Source organism: Segatella buccae ATCC 33574, from assembly GCF_000184945.1.
Classification (GTDB): Bacteria; Bacteroidota; Bacteroidia; order Bacteroidales; family Bacteroidaceae; genus Prevotella; species Prevotella buccae.
The window spans coordinates 899,281-920,086 of the sequence record NZ_GL586311.1 but is presented as its reverse complement, the minus strand read 5'-3'; the positions used below and the strand labels follow the sequence as shown (position 1 = coordinate 920,086).

General features: G+C 47.5%; 12 protein-coding genes and 1 pseudogene. 10 read left to right on the top strand and 3 right to left on the bottom strand.

What is annotated here, in order from left to right:
* Positions 1-520: 520 nt before the first annotated feature.
* The 3 genes from HMPREF6485_RS03410 (at position 521) to HMPREF6485_RS03400 (ending at position 2,802) form a co-directional block, all read left to right on the top strand.
* A complete protein-coding gene (locus tag HMPREF6485_RS03410; protein WP_004341966.1) occupies positions 521-1,783 on the top strand; it encodes a peptidase U32 family protein in 1,263 nt (420 codons plus the stop codon).
* Positions 1,780-2,196, top strand: coding sequence for a SufE family protein (locus tag HMPREF6485_RS03405; protein ID WP_004341967.1), 417 nt, complete (start codon positions 1,780-1,782; stop codon positions 2,194-2,196). Before HMPREF6485_RS03410 ends, HMPREF6485_RS03405 begins: the two co-directional genes overlap by 4 nt.
* Before the next feature lie 69 nt (positions 2,197-2,265).
* Positions 2,266-2,802 (top strand): RNA methyltransferase, encoded by a 537-nt coding sequence (locus HMPREF6485_RS03400; RefSeq protein ID WP_004344695.1) that lies wholly within the window; start codon positions 2,266-2,268, stop codon positions 2,800-2,802.
* 79 nt (positions 2,803-2,881) lie between these two features.
* Here the strand turns inward: HMPREF6485_RS03400 and pncB are convergent, their stop codons facing one another.
* Entirely contained in the window at positions 2,882-4,105 is a 1,224-nt protein-coding gene (gene pncB, locus HMPREF6485_RS03395; protein WP_044126230.1) for a nicotinate phosphoribosyltransferase, read from the bottom strand.
* Between the two features lie 318 nt (positions 4,106-4,423).
* On the opposite strand from pncB, the gene cysS reads away from it, so the two are divergent.
* Complete coding sequence (gene cysS, locus HMPREF6485_RS03390; RefSeq protein WP_004344691.1) at positions 4,424-5,971, top strand: cysteine--tRNA ligase; 1,548 nt, start codon at positions 4,424-4,426, stop codon at positions 5,969-5,971.
* A 161-nt stretch (positions 5,972-6,132) separates the two neighbouring features.
* Here cysS and trhA read toward each other — a convergent pair whose 3' ends face one another.
* Positions 6,133-6,789 (bottom strand): PAQR family membrane homeostasis protein TrhA, encoded by a 657-nt coding sequence (trhA, locus tag HMPREF6485_RS03385; protein WP_004341971.1) that lies wholly within the window; start codon positions 6,787-6,789, stop codon positions 6,133-6,135.
* Positions 6,790-8,100: 1,311 nt separating this feature from the next.
* Here trhA and HMPREF6485_RS03375 point away from each other — a divergent pair.
* Both HMPREF6485_RS03375 and HMPREF6485_RS03370 read left to right on the top strand, forming a co-directional pair.
* Positions 8,101-10,347, top strand: a complete 2,247-nt coding sequence (locus HMPREF6485_RS03375) for a TonB-dependent receptor (protein ID WP_169310380.1) — start codon at positions 8,101-8,103, stop codon at positions 10,345-10,347.
* 686 nt (positions 10,348-11,033) lie between these two features.
* Positions 11,034-11,449: pseudogene (locus HMPREF6485_RS03370) on the top strand (EamA family transporter).
* Between the two features lie 31 nt (positions 11,450-11,480).
* Here the strand turns inward: HMPREF6485_RS03370 and HMPREF6485_RS03365 are convergent.
* Positions 11,481-13,565, bottom strand: coding sequence for an LTA synthase family protein (locus tag HMPREF6485_RS03365; protein ID WP_004344686.1), 2,085 nt, complete (start codon positions 13,563-13,565; stop codon positions 11,481-11,483).
* Between the two features lie 204 nt (positions 13,566-13,769).
* Between HMPREF6485_RS03365 and HMPREF6485_RS03360 the strand changes: the two genes are divergently transcribed.
* From HMPREF6485_RS03360 to HMPREF6485_RS03345, 4 genes are all read left to right on the top strand, one after another.
* Positions 13,770-14,450: an RNA polymerase sigma-70 factor gene (locus HMPREF6485_RS03360; RefSeq protein ID WP_004344685.1), complete on the top strand. Its 681-nt coding sequence runs from the start codon at positions 13,770-13,772 to the stop codon at positions 14,448-14,450.
* A 67-nt stretch (positions 14,451-14,517) separates the two neighbouring features.
* Positions 14,518-15,519: a FecR domain-containing protein gene (locus HMPREF6485_RS03355; protein WP_004344684.1), complete on the top strand. Its 1,002-nt coding sequence runs from the start codon at positions 14,518-14,520 to the stop codon at positions 15,517-15,519.
* A gap of 246 nt (positions 15,520-15,765) precedes the next feature.
* The gene (locus HMPREF6485_RS03350) at positions 15,766-19,053 is read left to right on the top strand and encodes a TonB-dependent receptor (RefSeq protein ID WP_004344682.1); all 3,288 of its coding nucleotides are present in this window, start codon (positions 15,766-15,768) and stop codon (positions 19,051-19,053) included.
* 21 nt (positions 19,054-19,074) lie between these two features.
* Positions 19,075-20,673: a RagB/SusD family nutrient uptake outer membrane protein gene (locus HMPREF6485_RS03345; protein WP_004344680.1), complete on the top strand. Its 1,599-nt coding sequence runs from the start codon at positions 19,075-19,077 to the stop codon at positions 20,671-20,673.
* Positions 20,674-20,806 lie beyond the last annotated feature (133 nt).

Here is a 20,806-nt window from a genome sequence, read left to right as displayed (position 1 = left end):
CTTCCTGCGAACAGGTGGATGGCAAAGCCCCCTTTAGGGGGTTGGGGGTCTCTTAGAGGGGTCTCGGGGGTCTCTTGTATGCTAAGACCACATATAGCACAAACTATTAAATCTTTCGAAAAAGCCTTACAGCCAAAAGCACTCCTGTCTTTTGGATTTCCAAAAACATTCGTCCGGTCTGCCCTTTCCGCCCCATCAATTTTCCCACTCGGCCCAAACAACCTTGCAAAACGGCCACAGTCAGAAGCTCAAAGAGGCCCTTTTACAAGGTCGTTCGGGCCGGATGACAGGCCATTTTGGGAGTTGAGGAGCCGTTGGCGGCTTAGGAATCAAAAAAGAGGAGCACTTGCGTACTCCTCTTGCCAATGCAAAGATAATCATAAAAAAGGCCAAAAACAAATGGCAGACGAAAACTCTTGACAGAGCACACGCCTCAGGAAGCCAATGCCCCGAGCCGACAGAAAGAGGAAAAAGAGGATAAATTTTGGTAGTTCGCCATAGTTGCAGTAACTTTGCACGCATGAACGGAAGAATCGAAGAATTTGAAATCATGGCGCCCGTGGGTTCGCGAGAATCATTGGCCGCCGCCATCAAGGCGGGCGCAGGCTCCGTGTATTTCGGCATCGGACAGCTGAACATGCGCTCCCACTCGGCCAACCACTTCACCATCGACGACTTGCGGGAGATAGCTGCCACGTGCGACAAGCATGGCATCAAGACCTACCTCACGGTCAATACCATTATATATGGTGAAGACCTCAACGCCATGCGCGAGATTGTGGACGCGGCCAAGGAGGCCCGGATCACGGCCGTGATAGCCAGCGATGTGGCCGTGATGGCCTATTGTGCGGAGAAAGGCGTGGAGGTGCATCTCTCCACACAACTCAACATCACCAACATCGAGTCGCTGAAATTCTATGCCCGATTCGCCGATGTGGTGGTGCTGGCACGCGAACTCAACATGGAACAGGTGGCCGAGATACACCGGCAAATCGTGGAACAGCACATCTGCGGCCCACGGGGCGAACTCATCCGCATCGAGATGTTCTGCCACGGGGCTTTCTGCATGGCCGTGAGCGGCAAGTGCTACATGAGCTTGCACGATGCCAACCGCTCAGCCAACCGCGGGGAGTGCGTGCAGATATGCCGCCGCTCCTACACCGTGACTGACAACGAGACGGGCAACCAGCTCGAGATAGACAACAAATATATCATGAGTCCGAAAGACCTGAAGACCGTGCGCTTCATCGACCGTATGATGGAGGCCGGCGTGAGGGTGTTCAAGATAGAGGGGCGCGCCCGCGGTCCGGAATATGTACACACGGTGGTGTCGTGCTACAAGGAAGCCATAGCGAGCGTGCTCGACGGCACTTACACCGAAGAGAAAAAAGACCGGTGGGACGAACGCTTGGCCACAGTCTTCAACCGCGGCTTCTGGGACGGCTACTATCAGGGGCAGAAGATGGGCGAATGGAACAAGCACTACGGTTCCAGCGCCACCGAAAGGAAAGTGCTCGTGGGCAAGGTCATGAAATATTTCTCCAAGCTCGGGGTGGCCGAGGTGGCCGTGGAGGCTACCGACTTCGCCGTGGGCGACAAACTGCTCATCACGGGGCCTACGACCGGAGCCCTCTGGCTCAATGCCGATGAAATAAGGTTTGACCTCAAACCCGTGGAGCGGGCGTTGCAAAAGCAACGTGTGTCGATCCCCGTACCGGAGAAAGTGCGACCCAACGACAAGCTCTTCAAACTGGAAAAAGTAGAACAACAAGAGAAAATATGACAATCAACGAAATACAAGATGAGGTCATCGAAGAGTTCGAAGACTTCACCGACTGGATGGACCGCTACCAGATGCTCATCGACTTGGGCAACGAACTGGGTGCGCTCGACGAGAAATACAAGACGGAGCAGAACCTCATCGACGGCTGCCAGAGCCGCGTGTGGCTGCAATGCGACCTCGTAGACGGCAAGCTCGTATTCACCGCCGAGAGCGACGCGCTCATCGTGAAAGGCATCATCGCCCTGCTCATCCGCGTCATCAGCGGGCACACACCGCAGGAAATACTCGATGCCGACCTCTATTTCATCGACCGCATAGGACTGAAAGAGCATCTTTCGCCCACGCGCTCCAACGGCCTGCTGGCCATGGTGAAGCAAATCAAGGCCTACGCACTGGCCTATTCCATGAAATAAGGGGGACAGCAGGACAAGGAGTTCATTTAACACCCACCACCTGTCACCTACCACTTATCACCTGCCCAAATGCGCAAACTACGCACCATAGAAATGTCCCGCCTGTCGGTGGAGGAGTTTAAGGAAGCCCCGAAGCTGCCGCTTGTCGTCGTGCTTGACAACGTAAGGTCGCTCTACAATGTCGGTTCGGTGTTCCGTTCGGGCGACGCTTTCCGTGTGGAATCCATCTATCTGTGCGGCATCACCGCCACTCCGCCCAACGCCGAGATACACAAGACGGCACTCGGAGGGGAAGACTCCGTAGACTGGAAATATTTTGCCACAACCGAAGAAGCCGTCAACCAACTCAAGGCCGACGGCTACTTCGTATACAGTATCGAACAAGTGGAGGGCTCGACCAAACTGCAAAGGCTCGAAACCGGGCAGGGACAACGCTACGCCGTGGTCTTCGGCAACGAGGTGAAGGGCGTGAGCCAAAGCGTGGTAGACTTGTGCGACGGATGTCTGGAGATACCTCAATTTGGCACCAAACACTCGCTCAACGTGAGCGTCACGGCCGGCATCGTGATCTGGGAGTTCCTAAAGAAAATGAAAAATGAGAAGTGAGGAGTTAAGGGTTGTGGGGGAATAACTCTTAATTCCTCTTTTTTCACTCTTAACTCCTCACTTCCCATTCCTCACTCCCTCACCCTATCAGCTTCAGCAGATAGGCGCATTTTTCAGGGTTGCCGAGTGTTTTGCCCTTGTCGCAAGAGAGTTTCACGCAGTCGTGCCATTCTCTTTTCTCGGTGATCCGGCAGCGGGTGAGTTTCACGACGATATTCATGGGCTTGGCATTCTCCACATCGCAAGTGAGAAACGTGCCCATACCGTAGGAATCTTTCATGCGCCCGCCCACGTATCGGTGTATCTCGATGGCCCGCTCGATGTTGAGTCCGTTGGAAAACACCACCTGCTTGGCCTTCGGATCGATGCCCAATGACTCGTATTTTTCAATGATTTTCTCTGTCTGTTCCTCCTCTATGCCACTGTCCACACGCAGTCCGTTGAACATCATGGCCATGCGCTTGGACAGATTGCTGAAGAACACACGGTCGCCGAAGCAGTCGTAGAGATAGATGCCGTTGTCGCCATCATAGACATCGCTGAACTTGCGCATCACATTGAAATTGCACTCGAAAATGCCGCTCACGTTCTCTTCGAACTCTATGAGCTGGTGGCTCATCGTACCGATGGGCACAAGATCGTACTTCATCGCGAAGTAGACATTGCTCGTACCGATGAACTTTCCCGTCCAAGGATGGAACATCCCCCCATCGTCTTCATATCCTCCCTGCTCGTCAATGGCCTTCATCGTGGCCATCACCATATCGTGGTGGTCGAACGAAAGGCGGCGGCGCGTGCCCATGTCGGCCAAGAACAGCTCGTTAGAGAGTATCCTGCGCGTCTTCTCCACACAACGCTCGCGCTCGCGGTCAGGGTCGTAGCGGTCGAGGTCGCCCTGCAATCCGTGCATCAGTTCGGACACGATGGAGAGTATCGGCATCTCCCACATGATGGTGGAATACCACTTGCCGCGTACGGAAATGTGCAGATGGCCCTCCTCGTCCTGCTCCACCGACACTTCGTGGGGATTGAATCGGTAGCCGCGCAGGAAAGTGAAATACCACTCGGGCAGGTAGTACATCCGCCGTTTCATGAACTGCACCTCCTCGTCAGTGATCATCACGCGGGGCATCATGCCCAACTGCTCCTTGACGAGTTCGCCAAACCCCTTGGGATAGACGGTGTTGTTGCGGTCGAAAAACGTGTATTCCACTTCGGCTCGTGGATACTTTTGTAGCACGTAATACTGGCAACTGAACGTGTAGGCGTCGTTGTCGGTGAGATGATAGATGATCTGTTGCATGACTGTTAGTTTATGGTTTGGCCGGTTTCCGGCTGTCTGTTCTTGCCCGTAAAGGGACAACGCTTCCGTCCGGAATGCCGCAGTCGGCATGGGAGATGGCAGACCGGGAAGCCTATCGAGTGCAAATATACGAAAAATACCGGTGCGGGAATGCTGTCGGGGCTATATTTTTACATCGGGCCCCGCCTGCACCCGGTTGGCACAATCCCACAATCGTGCGGCCCCGGCCATTTTCGCCACGTTTTATTTTGCCATTATGGCAGAATTGCTTACTTTTGCATGAGATAAGAAAGAAGTAAAAGAAAACAAGCAAGATACATGGAACAGACCCTTCTGATTTACAATACGCTCAGTCGGAGCAAGGAAAGATTTGAGCCGTTGCATGCCCCCAATGTGGGCATGTATGTGTGCGGACCCACCGTGTATGGCGACCCGCACTTGGGACATGCCCGCCCGGCCATCACGTTTGACATCCTTTTCCGCTATCTGAAACACTTGGGCTACAAGGTGCGCTACGTGCGCAACATCACCGATGTGGGACACATGGAGCACGATGCCGACGACGGCGACGACAAGATAGAGAAGAAGGCACGGCTGGAGCAACTCGAACCGATGGAGGTGGCGCAATACTACACCAACCGTTATCACACGGCCATGAACGCACTCAACGTGCTGCCGCCGAGCATCGAGCCGCAGGCCACGGGCCACATCATCGAGCAGGAGGAGCTGGTAAAGCAGATTTTGGACAACGGCTACGCCTACGAGAGCAACGGTTCCATCTATTTCGACATCGAGAAGTACAACAAAGACCATAAATACGGCATCCTCTCGGGACGCTCGTTGGAGAATATCGTCAACGAGAGCCGTTCGCTGGCAGGCGTAGGCGAGAAGCGCCATCAGGCCGACTTCGCCCTGTGGAAGCGCGCCATGCCCGAACACATCATGCGATGGCACTCCGTTTTTAAATACAAGACGGGGAGCTACTACGAAAATAAAAAAGCAAAATACAGGCAAATAACTATTGAAGGATTTCCCGGTTGGCACTGCGAATGTACGGCAATGGGACGCAAATATCTCGGCAACCACTTCGACATCCACGGCGGCGGCATGGACTTGGTGTTCCCGCACCACGAGTGTGAGATAGCACAGGCCGTGGCTTCGCAGGGCGACCAGATGGTGCGCTACTGGATGCACAACAACATGATCACCATCAACGGGCAAAAGATGGGCAAGAGCCTGGGCAACTTCATCACGCTGGAGCAGTTCTTCACCGGTTCTCACGACAGTCTGGAGCAGGCCTATTCGCCCATGACCATCCGCTTCTTCATCCTCTCGGCCCACTATCGCAGCACGGTGGATTTCTCCAACGATGCCCTCAAGGCGAGCGAAAAGGGACTGGAAAGACTGATGAACGGTCTCAGCGACCTCGACCGCGTGCCCGTTTCCGACACCTGCGACGAAGTCACAGACCGGTTTGTGAAACAGCTGCGCCAACGCTGCTACGATGCCATGAACGATGACTTCCAAACCCAACTGGTCATCAGCTACCTCTTCGAGGCCTGCCACGTGGTGAACACGCTGCTCGACCACAAAGCACATATCTGCGCCGACTGCCTGAAGGAACTTGCCGAGACGATGCGTCTCTTCGCCTTCGATCTGCTCGGACTGAAGCCCGAGAATGGCGATAACAACGAGGCGCGGGAAGAGGCCTACGGCAAGGTAGTGGACATGGTGCTCTCGTTGCGGGCCAAAGCCAAGGCCGACAAGGACTGGACGACGAGCGACAAGATTCGCGACGCGTTGGCAGATGCCGGATTCGAGGTGAAAGACACAAAAGACGGAGTGACGTGGAGACTGAATAGGTGAAGAAAAGAAAAGCCTCACCCCCGGCCCCTCTCCGAGGGGAGAGGGGGAGTGAAAAGCCCATAGAACTTTCTTATCCTTGAAAGGTCTATGGGCTTTTTACTTTGATTTACACGATTTCTTAACTCCTCATTCCCAACTTCTCACTCCTAACTTCTTACTCCCTAAATGTATTCCATAAGGATGTCCCACACGGCGATGATGTGGCAGATACTGCCGCCTAGCACAAAGAAGTGGAACACGGTGTGCATGAACCGCCGCTTGTTGATGCTGTAAAACACCGCACCGGTGATATAACACACGCCCTCGGCCACTATCCACACAAAAGCGGCCGTGGAGAGAGCGTCTATCAGCGGTTTGAAAGCCACGAGCACACTCAGGCCCATGCCCACGAAAGCCAGCGTCTCAAGGTTGCTGTGATCCTTGAGACGGGCAAAACTCATCACCGTGCCGGCGATGGCACAAGCCCAAATGAAGCAGAAAAGACTCCACCCCCAATAGCCCTCGTCGCGCAAAACAATGAGCGTGATGGGGGAATAGGAGCCGGCAATGTGCCAATAGATGGCGGCATGATCCCACTTGCGCAACCGCTCTTTCCACCGCGACCAGGCCGAAAGGGCATGATAGGCCGTGGAGGCGATATAGGACATGAGCATACCGAAAAGATAGAGTATCACACCTGCCGTGGCCCAACCGTTGCCGCGGGTAAAGCACCAGTAGAGGAAAAGCGTGCCGAAGACCACGCCCAAGGCTATGCCTCCGGCATGTGACCACGAGTTCCAAAGCTCTTCACGATGGTTGAAATGTATCTTCAAACGCATACACCTTAATTTATATAATGGGTTGCCCTTCGCCGCCACGAAGATACTCTTTTTTTCCGAACCGCACGGCTTAAGCAATGAAAACAACTACAAAAATATGTTTAAAGGCCCTTGTGTTCGCGCACAAACGTTGATTTAAATCAAGAAAGTGGCACTATTACACTAATAAAAGTGAATAAAATTTGCCGGGTCGGGAATTAGCTCTATCTTTGCAAACGTAAACGACAAGTAAGCGGAACGATTGAAGGTCGCTTCATCAGAAATATCCGCCGAACGTCATCTCATAATACAGATTGTTTAAGTTAATAATAATAGATTTAGGTTTTTAGTTTATTTAGGTAAAGATTGTCAGGTATTAGGTAAGGTAAAAGATTTGATCAGCGATAACAAATAGGTTTTAGTTAAGGTTAGAAAAGATTGTAAGGTAACATTGATGTAAAAGGGGAACGCCGTGAGGCGCGAACCTGATGACGGAGGGGGATGACATTCTCAGCCGTTTTTTTAGCTCCAAATCGAAGTATGTCAAGGATGACAAAACACAAAAATCAGTGAAAGGCATCTTCACAAGATGTCGGATGACGGTGAAGAATATCAACAAAAACACCTCCACCAAAAAACTCCAACCAGAACGGAAAACAGGCTTTAAAATGCCGGAAAAGCCCGCCGATTTTCTCATTCGGGCTCTCCGAACTTGCAAAAGAGCCACACTTGAAAGCTGAAAGGGCCACAGTTGCAGCGCAACTGTGGCCCTTTTGCAAGCCCATTTGGGCCGTTTCAAGAGCATTTTCAGGCTCAAATCCGTGTCAACAAAATTCAAGTAACTGACTGTCAGTGCTTTAAAAACATCGCCAAATTCGCTCATTTGCACCCAAGTGGGTTGCCCGTTGAAAATATCGCAAGCAGAGAGACCGAAAACGAACAAATAGTTTGACAATCATTCTATTCTCATAATTGCGATGCAATTAATCATTGAAAAAGAAGAAAACTTATCATGAGTAGGGCAGAACTGTAATTTTCCCCATTATAATACCCTCTTTTAGATTATCTTCTCTCATCGGACACAACTGTTAAAAAGAAACTATTTTTCACATCTTCATTTTGATATTAAAAAGAAAAAATATACTTTTGCTTTGTCTTTCAAATAATTTTTAATCTTTGCACAGAGATTTATAAGATTGACAACGAACTTATTTTATAAACTTAACAAACAGAAAACATGGAAGATTCTCCATTGTCCACATTCCTTTGAGGGCGATGATAAAATTGTCTTATGACAGTTCTGTCATTGCCTTCTTTATAAATGATATAACTATGATGATTGTCAAGAAATTGTTCTACTGCCTTGTCATTTTGTTTTTAATCTCACATATCAGCCATGCCCAGACTGCAACGATTGCCGGACGAGTTGTGGATGCCGATGGCCATGCCCCCATAGAGCTTGCCAATGTCGCTTTACTGACTTCAGACTCTACGTTTATCGCAGGAGATGTCACCGATTCACTCGGCAATTTCCGGATCGCCTTTGAATCGTCAGCCACGGAGAAAGAATTTATCGTTCAGGTCACGCACCTCTGCTACATAAAGCAAAGCATCATGTCAAAGTCTGCCACTGATCTCAAAATACAAATGAAAACTAACGGCTATAATCTCTCGACCGTTAACGTGACCGCAGTCAGAACCAAGGTCAAAAGACGCCTTAATCTGGAATATCTCGTGACTGACGACATGAGACGGAACAATCAACTTACCTCAGAGATTCTTGAAAAAATACCCAGTGTGTTCTTGGATTTTAACAACAATATCTATGTCAGGGGCAACAGCAATGTCTTGCTTTTGAAAGATGGCATGAAGATGCGGCATAGCAACCTTTTGGATTTAATCCCCGCCGGGACCGTGCAGAAAGTCATTATAAGCTATCATGTCCCGAGCAAATACATGAAAGACGGTTACACATCTGTCATCAACATCATCACAAAACGAAATGATGGCATAACATTGGAGGTCAAGCCTAATTTTTCATACGACAATTCGTGGTATGACGATAAGTTCAACATGAATCTGGAGAAAGGGAAAAGCTCTTTTCAGCTTCATTATCAATTGAGGTACCGCCATCTCAAGCAAGATGAAGAAACGGTGACCGGCAATAAGAAATCAAAGTCGGACTTGACAGAAAAGCTTGAAGCTGACCCTTACAGAAGTGTTGACAATGAGTTCTTTGGCAGCTATACGTATCACCCTACAAGCAGAATCTCATTCGGTCTAAAGGCCTACGCCGACCTTTATAGAGAAAACATAACCCGGCTGTTTAAAGAGACACGCAATAGCTACAATTACTATCATGAGCGGTTTAACACACAAGACTACGAGGCTTTCGCCATCTATAAAGACTCTACCTCAAAGCTCCAAATGAATGTCAGCTATGATAAGGAATACGTCAAAGACAAAGACAACTATTTTACAACTGCAAACAGTGTCGAACAAAAAAACAATTCCAAATCCTACACAGCAGAATTGGGATACGAGAAAAGGTTTGGCGATAATTTAAGTTTAAATGCAGGGGCAACATATTGTCATGAAAAAGACAAAGCCTATTTCAACAATTCCGGTACTGATGTGGCCGACACGTATAAAAACAATACCACGTCGGCCTATGCGGAGGCAAATTATACGGTCAACGACAACCTTATATTAGATGCAGGCCTCAACATCCACAATTATCAAAGAACGTTCAGAAATGGTACGGAAGTCAAGAAGCTAAATTTTTATCCCGCTTTTTCCGTATCATATACGATGCGTGAACGACATACACTCGTTTTGGATTATTCTTCGACAATAAATGAACCAAATCTTTGGGTTCTCCTGCCGTTTACAAGAAGCACCAGTCCTAACGTATATAAGAAAGGAACTCCCGAACTGAAACCAGAAAAGACAAGCACGCTATCTTTAGAGTACAGCTACTCCAAGGGGGATTGCTATTTTTCAGCAATGCCTTATTTCAAGCGATTAGAAAATTCCATTGAATATAGAGCTGCCTCGCATAACAACGGCACTTTAATAGACTACATCAATGCGGAGAACCATCATGAATACGGTGTAGATTTCTCCTTTTCCGGCAACCTTCTCAAATGGTGGCTTGTCAATCTGAATTTTAGCGGGGCAAGGCAAAACATTTCCCAAAACGAGTATTATAGAAAGCATCTATATACTATTAGTGGGCAGATTGTAAGTTTATGGACCTTTGCCCATAAGTGGTCGTTCGTCCTCCAATATAAGTATAACGGGAGGCAATTGGCCTATAACGGTTATCAAAAACCATCTGACATCAGTCTTTTGCAATTGACATATAAGATGAACAAAAATATAAAATTAGGCCTTTTGTATGTTCAGCCATTTGGCAACATGAAGACCGAAAGTCAGAGCTATTATGAGAATGGCCATGTGAAGAGCAAGGATGTGATTGATTGCCGGAAGATTCTTTTCACGTGTACCTTCAACTTCACCAAGGGCAAAAAATCAGAGAAAAAAAATATCTTCCAAAATAAGGATAGGAAATATTGATGCGGTGGATTGACACTTTCCCCTGTAATTTTCCTCCAGCATCCTCTCTAAGTTCGAGACTTTATTGGGCATTTTCCCTGTCACTTACATGTAGGGTATACTCTTCTGGAAATATGTTTTATATCCCTTATAAGTCGCTGTGTTCGCACACAAAACCTTGATTTAAGTCAAGAAAGAGGTGGAAATGTGCTAAAAAACATATCAAGTCGCTTGCCGAATGAGAAAATAAGCATACCTTTGCATCGTCAAAAGGTTATTAGAATTTAGGTTTAAGATTGTTAGTAAAGGTATTAGTTAAGGTAATTAAGATTGTACAAGGACAACGGTATTAGATTAAGGTAAGAGAAAGATTGTTTTGACGGACAACAGATTTAGAGATTGTTAGAGAGCATAAAGATCAAGTAGATTGTTTAGGAAGAGTAGTAGTTAGTTCATAGGTTTGAGAAATTTGAGAAATCAGATGAAAGTGCGCAGCCCGAAAGGCCGCGCACTTTTCGTTTTCAAAATGGTTGCCTCCCCTATCGGCAGGCAACAAGAATCTGGACAAGGCCTCATCACCGCAAACCATTGGTAAACAGAGTATAATTTTTGGGGAAGCCGGGGGTGTTTCTGTGAATTATTCTTTCTTTAGGCACAAGGTCGCAAAAATAATGCTACTTTTGTTTCCGTCAAAAACCATTTGCGCCATGTGGAAAGTCTATGCGTTATTGTCGGCCCTGTTTGCAGCACTGACTGCAATCTGCGCCAAGGTGGGTGTGAAGAACATCAATTCTGATTTGGCAACGGCCATCCGGACTTCCGTCATCCTGATACTGACATGGGGAATCGTGTTTTTCGGAAAACACCAGACAGAAGTCAGGGAGATAAGCCATCACACTTGGCTTTTCCTGATTCTGTCCGGTGTCGCTACGGGGCTGTCGTGGTTGTTCTATTTCAAGGCCATTCAGATAGGAGATGTCTCCAGAGTGGCCCCATCGACAAGTTGAGCGTTGTCTTCACCATCATCTTTGCCTTCCTCTTCCTCCACGAGAGAGTCGGCCTGCCAGTCGTTATCGGGGCTATCCTCATCGCCGCCGGCAGCATTCTGATGCTTTCAAGATGACGGTCTGCCCCACCGTCGCCCATCCGCCCCGTCATTTCTCTCTCAAATAGAGGTTGGTGTATTGGTAATAGGCCTCGGCTTTCATGACGAGAGCCTGCTGTGGCTTGCGGCTCAAAGTCTCCTCAAAGGTGCCGTCGGCAACCGGAGCCACGTCATATTGGGTAATCTTCCTCACCGGCGAAAGCACCGTGAGACAGTCGTTTTCCAAATATCCCAAATCCTGATAGGTGGCCATAAAAGCCCGTGGATGAAATGAAGACGAGAGAATGTCCTGCCCGGCAAAGTGCACCCGGCACTGCAGATGGAGCAGGGAGAGCAGTGTGGGCATCACGTCGATCTGCGAACACACCTTACCGACCGACTCAGGAGCTATGCGCCCGGGACTGTAGACAAGACAAGGTATGTGGTATCTGTCCAAAGGCAATGATGTCTTTCCGGCACTGGAAGCACAATGGTCGGCAATGACGACAAACACCGTGTTGTGGAACCAAGGCTTGCGGGAGGCATCGCGGATGAACTTACCGATGGCATAGTCGGTGTATTTCACCGCTGACTCACGCGTGTTTTTGTCACCGTTTACCTTGATTCTGCCATCGGGATAGGTGTAGGGACGGTGGTTGCTGGTCGTCATGATGTGGGCAAAGAAAGGTTTGCCACCCTTGGCATCGGCATCAAAGACCTTCAGACTCTTGTTGAACATGTCTTCATCGCACACGCCCCAGATGTTGGCAAAGGTGGTTTCCTGCGGACGAATCGATGACCGGTCGATGACCTCATAGCCGTTGTGGGAGAAGAAATCGCCCATGTTGTCAAAATAGCTGTCGCCTCCGTACAGGAATTGCACCCGGTAGCCCTGCTTCTTGAGCACACTCCCCACAGAAAGGTCGCCCATGCGATTGTTCTTTTGTTTGATGATGCTCTCCCCGGCACTCGGCGGCACACAGAGCGAAAGGGCCTCAAGACCACGCACTGTGCGATTGCCGTTGGCATAGAGCCGGTCGAAGACAAGGCTCTCCTCCATCAGTCGGTCGAGGTGGGGCGTGAGATGTTCCGTGTTGCCATATCTCGACAGGAAGTCGGCACTCAGGCTCTCCACCGTGATGAGCACGATGTTGCAGCGTTGGGGCTGAAGCGAATCACCGATGACTTTTCCGCCTTTCCCATCCAGTCCGGCCAACCGGCGATACAAGGCTTTGCACTTTTGCGCAGGGAGCATCGTGTAGAACCGGTCATACTCCAAACGGTTGCTTCGGAACGCTATCACGAAATCGCAGGCCCCGTTTTGCTCCAGTTGGGTGACATACTGATTCCGGCTCGACAGCGAGTGGGTGAACACCGTCATCCCGTAACCGATGGCACAGGCCACCAGATAGATGCCCAAGTGGACGGCGAGCAGTCCGGGGCCGTAAAGCCTGTCCAACTTGAACCGCTCCTTTCTTGACTGCCGGCAAATGATGCCCACCGAAAGGAGCAGGAGCACAAGGCACAGTGGCACAATGGCGTAGGACTCCATGATGTTGCCGATGACCTCATGAGTGTAGACCAGATAATCCACGGCGATGAAATTGAATCTGACTCCGAACTCCTGCCAGAACAGATACTCGCCGGCAGAGACCACCAACAGCAAAAACACATAGACAGCCCACGCAAAGTAAAGCGATGCACGCCGCCACGCCATGCGTATTCGCGGGAGAAAATAACGGAGGGAGAAACTCAGCAGCTTCCATCCTAAAAAGAGCTGTCCTATCTTCGGTGCACCACCGCCATACTGGTGGAACAGGGATTGCGGCCAAAGTGAGTAGAGAAAGGCCGCTATCAGCAGGGCCTCGATGGCAAGGCCCGTTTTCCGGCCATACTTCCATTCGTTCAGTCCGAGATAGAGGATGGCGATAGGAATGGTGAGCAAAACGCCCATGCCGAAATCGGAAAAAACGCCGATGCCCAAACACCGAATCACTTCCCGGAAGGTGAGTCCCCCGTCGGAAGGTGTCGACAGCATGAGAACCATGCGGAGCAAGAAGCCGATGATAACATACAATTTCAGGAACTTGCACATCATAAGAAACCCGGGATTCCGATACTGCACATCATTTCCTTGAAAGAATTTGATTTCCATTTGTTTAATTTTTACTTGACACGCAAAAGTACGAATAATTCCCGTATTACTCTTCCATAAAAGAAAGAAATCTCTTCCTGCACCGAGACAAAGCGGCGACAGCCGTTAAATGGACAGAAATCTACAGAAAGTTTTATGGGATGAGCATGTCCGATTTAGAGAAATTTGAGCTATCTTTGTCCCACCGCTATTTTAACTGATATCATGGTTATCCGAAAAATCAATCTACAGAAGCAATCATCCGATAAGTTTACACGCTCAACCGGAGACGACGATGAGAAAGAAAAACCGGAACAGCAATCTATTGAGAGCCGACTAAGAAGCGGCGACGAGGAAGCTTACCGACTGCTTTTCAAGCAACACTATGCCGTGTTGTGTCACATCGCCGACCTCTATGTGCATGACAGGTTTACGGCAGAGGGCATCGTGGGAGATGTCATCTTCCATCTTTGGGAGGCGAGAGAACATCTCATCATCAGGAGTTCCCTGCGCAGCTATCTGGCGAGGAGCGTAAGAAACAAGTGTCTGGACCATATCAAATCGAAACACAACAAGACCGAACAGCCCCTATCGGTCACTCCCGAGGCCGAAGCGGCATACGGCAACCAGCGGGTCACCGACGGCAACCCACTGGGCGACTTGCTTTCCCGAGAACTGGAAAATGAAATCATGACGGTTGTAGACAACCTGCCGGAAGAGTGCCGGGAGGTTTTTCGGCTGAGCAGGTTTGAAAACAAGAAAAGCCGGGAGATTGCCGAGGAACTCAGCATTTCGGTCAACACCGTGAAATACCACCTCAAGAATGCTATCAAAACCTTACGCGAGCGGCTGAAAGACCATCTCCCGGCAGTGGTCATCGGGCTACTGAGCCTGTTAATTAACTAAAAACATCCTGCATGTCACTATCCCGGCAGGAGCGTAAAATCGTCTAACCCATAAACAAGCAACAATAATGGAACATAAAGATATAGAAGAACTGATCGTAGACTATCTGGACGGCGAACTGGACGAGGAGGGGAAAAAACAACTCCTGCACTGGTGCAACGAATCGGAGGAAAACCGGAAAAGACTCCGCGAATGGGAAGAACTGTGGGCTTCGGCCGTCACACGCGGACAACTGGACGGCTATGATTGGCGCAAGGCATACGACAAGTTTGCCGGACGGGTGGCCGATCAAGACACAAGCAGCAACCGTCGGCCACACCTCTACAAATGGGTGGCGGGCATAGCCGCCTCGCTGCTGGTGCTGTTTACTGCCGCCTATGTCTCCTATCAGAAGGGGCAAAAAGACCTGGCCACAGACTTTTCCGACATATTCATCACCACTCCCGAAGGCTCCAACACAAGCGTGACGTTGCCCGACGGCACATCTGTCGTGCTGAATGCCGGCTCAAAGCTGTCCTATTCACAAGGCTTCGGTATCAAGGACCGAACGGTGAGCATCACGGGAGAGGGCTATTTCACTGTGGCAAAAGATTCCCGCAAACCTTTCACGGTGACCTCGGGCAGCATGAGGGTGAAAGTGCTCGGCACCAAATTCAACTATCGGGATTATCCGACGGATGGTTTTGCCGAAGTGGTGCTTGATGAAGGTAAGGTGAACATAACCGACTTCCCCGGACAAAGGCAGGGCGTGACACTTATCCCCCACCAGCGTGCTGCACTCGACAAGCGGTTGGGCAAACTCACCGTGAGCAATGTCGACCCGGCAATACGGCACACATGGACCGATGGCGTTTTGTCGTTCACAGGGCAGTCGCTGGGTGTCATTGCCCTGACGCTGGAGAGAAGCTATCATGTGACTATCACATTTGCAGACGACACCAAGCGCAACCTCCACTTCTACGGTGACTTCTACCGCGACAGCCAGTCTGTGCGCGAAGTGATGGATGCTTTGTCGGCCACGGGCAAGATATCCTATAAGATAAAAGGTAGGGAAATCGTCATCTATTGAAAAAACATGGATTTCACACTACCCTGCCCCACCGTGCGAATCGTCTTAAAGGCAGATAATTTATTACCTGACCATCAAACCTTTAAGACGTATGATAGAAATAAGAGCTGTTAGACAGTAGCTTCCCGGTGCCATATAGCCGGCATCTCGGGAGGTTCGTCTGCCGAACCACTTTGACCGGCAAGACACTCCGTGAAAAGTTTTTCCATCACTTCATCCATCCCATTCATTTACTGCTTTAATATCATGAAACAAAAGAAGCAAGTACTACTGTCAATCATACTTCTATGCTTCTGCATAGGAATGGCAGCACAAAGTGTGAACATGACCAATGTCACCGTGAAACAGGCATTGGCGCAATTACAACAGAATTGCGGATATTCGTTCGTCTATGAGGTCAACGACCTGAACACCAACAAGCGAGTCAGCGTAAAGGCCGACAACTGCGAAGAGGCCCTTGCGCAACTCCTCCGCGAACAAGGCGTGAGTTACACCATGAAAGGCAAAACAGTGATTATCTCCAAGAAAAATTCCCCTTCCAACCACACACGCTCACAGCAAGATGGCAACAAGCGCAGCGTGAAAGGCATTGTGAAAGACATGGAAGGAGAGCCGATTATCGGTGCATCCATCCGAGTGAAAGACCGTGAGGGCAGTGGCACCATATCCGATCTTGACGGTAGTTTCGAACTCAACGTATCACCCGGAGACCAACTCGAAATCACATACGTGGGGTTCGGCACACGCACCGTGAAAGTAGGCAACTCCTCATCGTTGAGCATCATCCTGAAAGAAGACGATAAAGCACTCGATGAGGTTGTCGTAGTGGGGTATGGAACTATGAAAAAATCTGATTTGACAGGAACAACTGTCCAAATTAAACCTTCTGCTATTACTTCCAGTATTACGGGCAACGCATTGGAGACCTTGCAAGGGAAAGCTGCTGGTGTAGCTGTTTTCAACAACAACCAACCTGGGGCTTCACCCTCTATTCGTGTGCGTGGTTCCGGTTCTATCAGTGCAAGTAATGAGCCGTTATATGTAGTCGACGGCTTTCCTTTGATGGATGCTGATATCAGTGATCTCAATCCTTCCGATATCGAATCAATGGAAATTCTAAAAGATGCTTCTGCTACAGCCATTTATGGAAGTCGTGGGGCAAATGGGGTTGTGATGATTACAACTAAAAAAGGACATGAAGGAATGAAAAACCTAAATATCAGTTCTTCTTTTGGTGTACAATTCCCCGGGCGTAAGATGAATTTGATAACCGGGAAAGACTTTATTAATTTTGAAAATGCCGCTTATATAAATCAAGGAGGAGAACCTATCTTCAAAGGTAATGAGAAAGCTGCCACTAATTGGGAAGACGAGATTTTAAAAAGTTCTGCCATAGTGCAAGACTATAATCTAAATTTCAATGGTCAATCTGGCAGCACACAATATATGACGAGTGGTGGATATTATAAGCAAGACGGACTGATACCTACTCAAAATTATGAGAAATTCTCTTTTCACACAAACGTGAGTCATAAGTTTAACAGCTGGTTAATTTTAGGAGCAAATGTACAATACACGTATGCCACCCGCAACAATCAAGATAACGCTTTAGGCAATGTGCCACGCTATGGATGGGCCACGGATTCTCCTACAGATGAAAACGGAAACTATGTCGTGCCAGACAATCCTTATGTCACCGATGCTTGGAATCCTTTGAAAGATTTTCATAATGAAACTCACCGCATCAAGACAAATCGTATTATCTTGAATTGTTTCACAGAAATGAAACTACTAAAGCATCTTACTTATCGCTTGAGCATAGGGCAAGACATCCGAAACCACAAAGGATATGACTTTTACACTTCGCAAACAGTTTCTAATTCCAGAACCGGCAAGGGAAGTGGAGGACATAATTGGTTCCGCAATCGAAGCAAGGTAATGGAGAACGTCCTTACCTATGCCAACCAATGGGATGTTCACCGCTTTACCGTGACAGGTGTCTATTCATGGCAAGATTTCCTTTATGAGAATCTTGGCATTAATGGTAGTGGATTTGAAATGGATCAGACCGGAGCATGGGATATGAATTTGGCAGACCGGTCAACTGTCGCCTATAATTCTAATAAATATGCAAACAAATTAATCTCATTTACAGGACGCGTCACCTATGCTTATAATGATAAGTATCTGCTTACCGCGACAAGCCGTTTAGATGGCAGTTCACGTTTCGGGATGAACAACAAGTGGGGGTATTTCCCGTCATTAGGATTAGGTTGGCGCATTTCACAAGAGAAATTTCTCACCGGTAATTCCATTATCAGCGACTTGAAAGTACGTACCAGTTTTGGTGTAACCGGAAATCAAGAGATTGGAAACTACAGGTCGTTGCCACGCTTGACTTCTGACACAAGCAACGGTTACACAGACGGAACCGACTATTTGATTGGCTTCTATGAAAGTATTGGTAACAACGACTTAAAATGGGAGCGTACAAGCCAGTGGAATTTTGGGGCAGACATAGGCTTATATAACCGAATAAACATCAATTTCGATTATTATACTCGCAACACACGAGACTTACTTTACAATGTCCCTATTCCTTCCACTTCTGGTTATTCAACAATATTAAGTAACATAGGCCAAGTGCAGAATAATGGATGGGAACTAACAATCGGCGCGAACATTTATAAAGACAAGGAATGGAGTATCGATGCCTCCATCAATGCCACATATAATAAAAACAGAATCAAAGAACTTTATGGAGGTGTAAACAAAGTAGTAATCCAAGACCAATCTATGGGATTAAGTCGTCGACTCATTGTTGGTCAGGCAGTAGATGCTATTTATGCTTACCATTCTTTAGGGATTATTCGCACACAAGAGCAACTTGAGGCCTATAAGAAATCTGTTCCTTCAGTAGCTTCCACTGCAAAATTAGGTGACGAAATGTATCAAGATACAAATGAGGACGGCACCCTGTCTGCCGATGATTATATTTGTATCGGCTCTATTCAGCCTAAATATTTCTATGGATTAAACTTAAATATTTCCTATAAGCAATTTTCGTTGGCTGTATACGCCCAAGGTGGCTTGAAATATGCCTCCATAGCTGGTTCGGAAAACAGTTCGACAAAGGGCAGTGCGTGGGCCATAGGATACAGCAACTTAAGCAGTTACTTGCTTTATGGAGAGAATCAAGTTTCTAATCTGACTTATATCCCTACCCAGTATGCATACGATCGTATGTGGTCTGAGACTAATCCTAACGGAAATTTCCCTACTGCCGGAGCACATAACACATTTCTCTCCGACCGAACTAACGGTGATTGGAACTATTTTATACTAAAGAATATCCAATTAGCTTATAATTTGACATCATTGATCCATGTGAAGACAATTCGCAGCCTATCTGTCAGTCTTAATTTTCAGAACTTCGTGACTATTGCCAATCATCGAGGCTACAATCCTGTCAATGGTGATATTTCTAATCCGTGGGCGAAATCTGTCACTTTGGGAATTAATATCAAATTCTAATGTTTTAAATAAAGGACAATTATGAAAATCCATTCATATTTTATTGTGAGTGTCTTAGGATTGGCTATGCTAAATAGTTGTACCGATCTTGCAGAAACTCCATACACATTTGTCTCACCTGACACATTCTACCAGAATGAAAAACAACTTGACGAGGCGTTAATGACCGAATATAGCGCATTCCGCAATGTTGCCGGAAATTGGCAAAATATCATGCGTTTGGAAGGTTGCACAGAATTTGCACAACCATCGCGTGGCCCTAAAGATAACAACCAGAACATTAATGATTGGTATAATGTGAATAGTGCCAATAGCACTGGAACTTTCAGCAATATGTGGAATCGTTGTTACATTACAATAAATAGGGCCAACACTATATTGGAGCGTGGAGCCAGGATTACCATTGATGAAAGTAAAAAGAAACAGGTATTTGCCCAAGCTCGCTTCATGCGCGCCTATTGCTACTATTATTTGGTAAGGCTTTTTGGAGGAGTTCCAATACCTCGACACATGACCAATTCTATGAAAGACTTAGGATTAGGCCGTAGTTCCGTTTCTGAAACGTGGGATTATATTATTGCAGATCTAGAATATTGTGAAATCAATCTACCGGCAAAAGGCATGACAGCCTACGATGCTTTTCGTCCAACCAAAGAAGCTGCACAAACCCTATTGGGCTCTCTCTATCTTTGGCGTGCCTCAATGGAAAACAATGTGGAATTCTATACCAAGAGTGCGGAATACAATAAAAAAGTAATAGGGTCTGGCAAGTTCCATCTACTGTCCGACTATAAGAGTCTTTGGTATATGTTTGCGGGAGAAAAATCTAAATATAATGATGAGTCTATCTTTGAATTGGCATATACTCGTCTCTCGGGACAACATAATCAATTACACCAAATGTTCGGCACATTTGGCGATTCTTATTACAATTCAGTAGGGGGGAGTTATTTCTATCTTCGCATCGGCCCTTCCATTTATGCTTATGAGAGCTATGCCGATAATGATATTCGGAAACAGGTTTTTGTTGTGAAAGGTACGGCAAAGAAAAGTAGCACGCTCTACAATATGGAATTCGTTCCAACTGACAAAGGGCATTATCCCGGAAGTAAAGGCTGGCAATGTTGTACACCAGGTAATGGAAAATATTATGATTTCTCGGCAGAAAGTGCCATTGCCTTGAAATCAGCCAATAATTGGATGTTATTACGTTATTCGGAAGTCTTGCTGAACTATGCAGAAGCTCTCAATGAGATGGGGCAAACTTCAGAAGCACTTAAATATCTGAATATAGTGCATTCGCGCGCCGGACTTTCCGCTCTTACGATTTCTGGAAAACAAAATGTGGATAATGCCATATTTCAAGAGCGCGGATGGGAATTTATCGGTGAAGCAAAACTATATTTCGATGAGTTACGCACCAATCGTCTTGGGAAAAACATTTATGAGTTCCTTGAAAAAGGTGTAAAAGAAAATATGTACTATTTCCGTCATGCGAATTTCGTTCCCAAGAAAGAGTTTCTGTGGAAAATTCCTCAAGGAGATCTTGATTCTAATCCTTTATTAAAGCAGAACCCAGATAACATTTCTGATCGGGGCTATCCATTAATAACCAATTAGGTTTGATACCCGATGAAATATAAGTTTTCTTTTTGGAAGGATGACTGCCGGAAATAACCGGTGGTCATCCTTTCTTTACAACTAAAAGCATCCCTACTTACAAGATTTTTTTTTAAAAGTTTATCGAATCCTA

What these genes read in the sequence shown, in the direction of transcription:
- HMPREF6485_RS03410 (WP_004341966.1), top strand. Translation starts at nt 521, where the DNA reads ATGAACGGAAGAATCGAAGAATTTGAAATCATGGCGCCCGTGGGTTCG.
- HMPREF6485_RS03405 (WP_004341967.1), top strand. Translation starts at nt 1,780, where the DNA reads ATGACAATCAACGAAATACAAGATGAGGTCATCGAAGAGTTCGAAGAC.
- HMPREF6485_RS03400 (WP_004344695.1), top strand. Translation starts at nt 2,266, where the DNA reads ATGCGCAAACTACGCACCATAGAAATGTCCCGCCTGTCGGTGGAGGAG.
- pncB (WP_044126230.1), bottom strand. Translation starts at nt 4,105, where the DNA reads ATGCAACAGATCATCTATCATCTCACCGACAACGACGCCTACACGTTC.
- cysS (WP_004344691.1), top strand. Translation starts at nt 4,424, where the DNA reads ATGGAACAGACCCTTCTGATTTACAATACGCTCAGTCGGAGCAAGGAA.
- trhA (WP_004341971.1), bottom strand. Translation starts at nt 6,789, where the DNA reads ATGCGTTTGAAGATACATTTCAACCATCGTGAAGAGCTTTGGAACTCG.
- HMPREF6485_RS03375 (WP_169310380.1), top strand. Translation starts at nt 8,101, where the DNA reads ATGATGATTGTCAAGAAATTGTTCTACTGCCTTGTCATTTTGTTTTTA.
- HMPREF6485_RS03365 (WP_004344686.1), bottom strand. Translation starts at nt 13,565, where the DNA reads ATGGAAATCAAATTCTTTCAAGGAAATGATGTGCAGTATCGGAATCCC.
- HMPREF6485_RS03360 (WP_004344685.1), top strand. Translation starts at nt 13,770, where the DNA reads ATGGTTATCCGAAAAATCAATCTACAGAAGCAATCATCCGATAAGTTT.
- HMPREF6485_RS03355 (WP_004344684.1), top strand. Translation starts at nt 14,518, where the DNA reads ATGGAACATAAAGATATAGAAGAACTGATCGTAGACTATCTGGACGGC.
- HMPREF6485_RS03350 (WP_004344682.1), top strand. Translation starts at nt 15,766, where the DNA reads ATGAAACAAAAGAAGCAAGTACTACTGTCAATCATACTTCTATGCTTC.
- HMPREF6485_RS03345 (WP_004344680.1), top strand. Translation starts at nt 19,075, where the DNA reads ATGAAAATCCATTCATATTTTATTGTGAGTGTCTTAGGATTGGCTATG.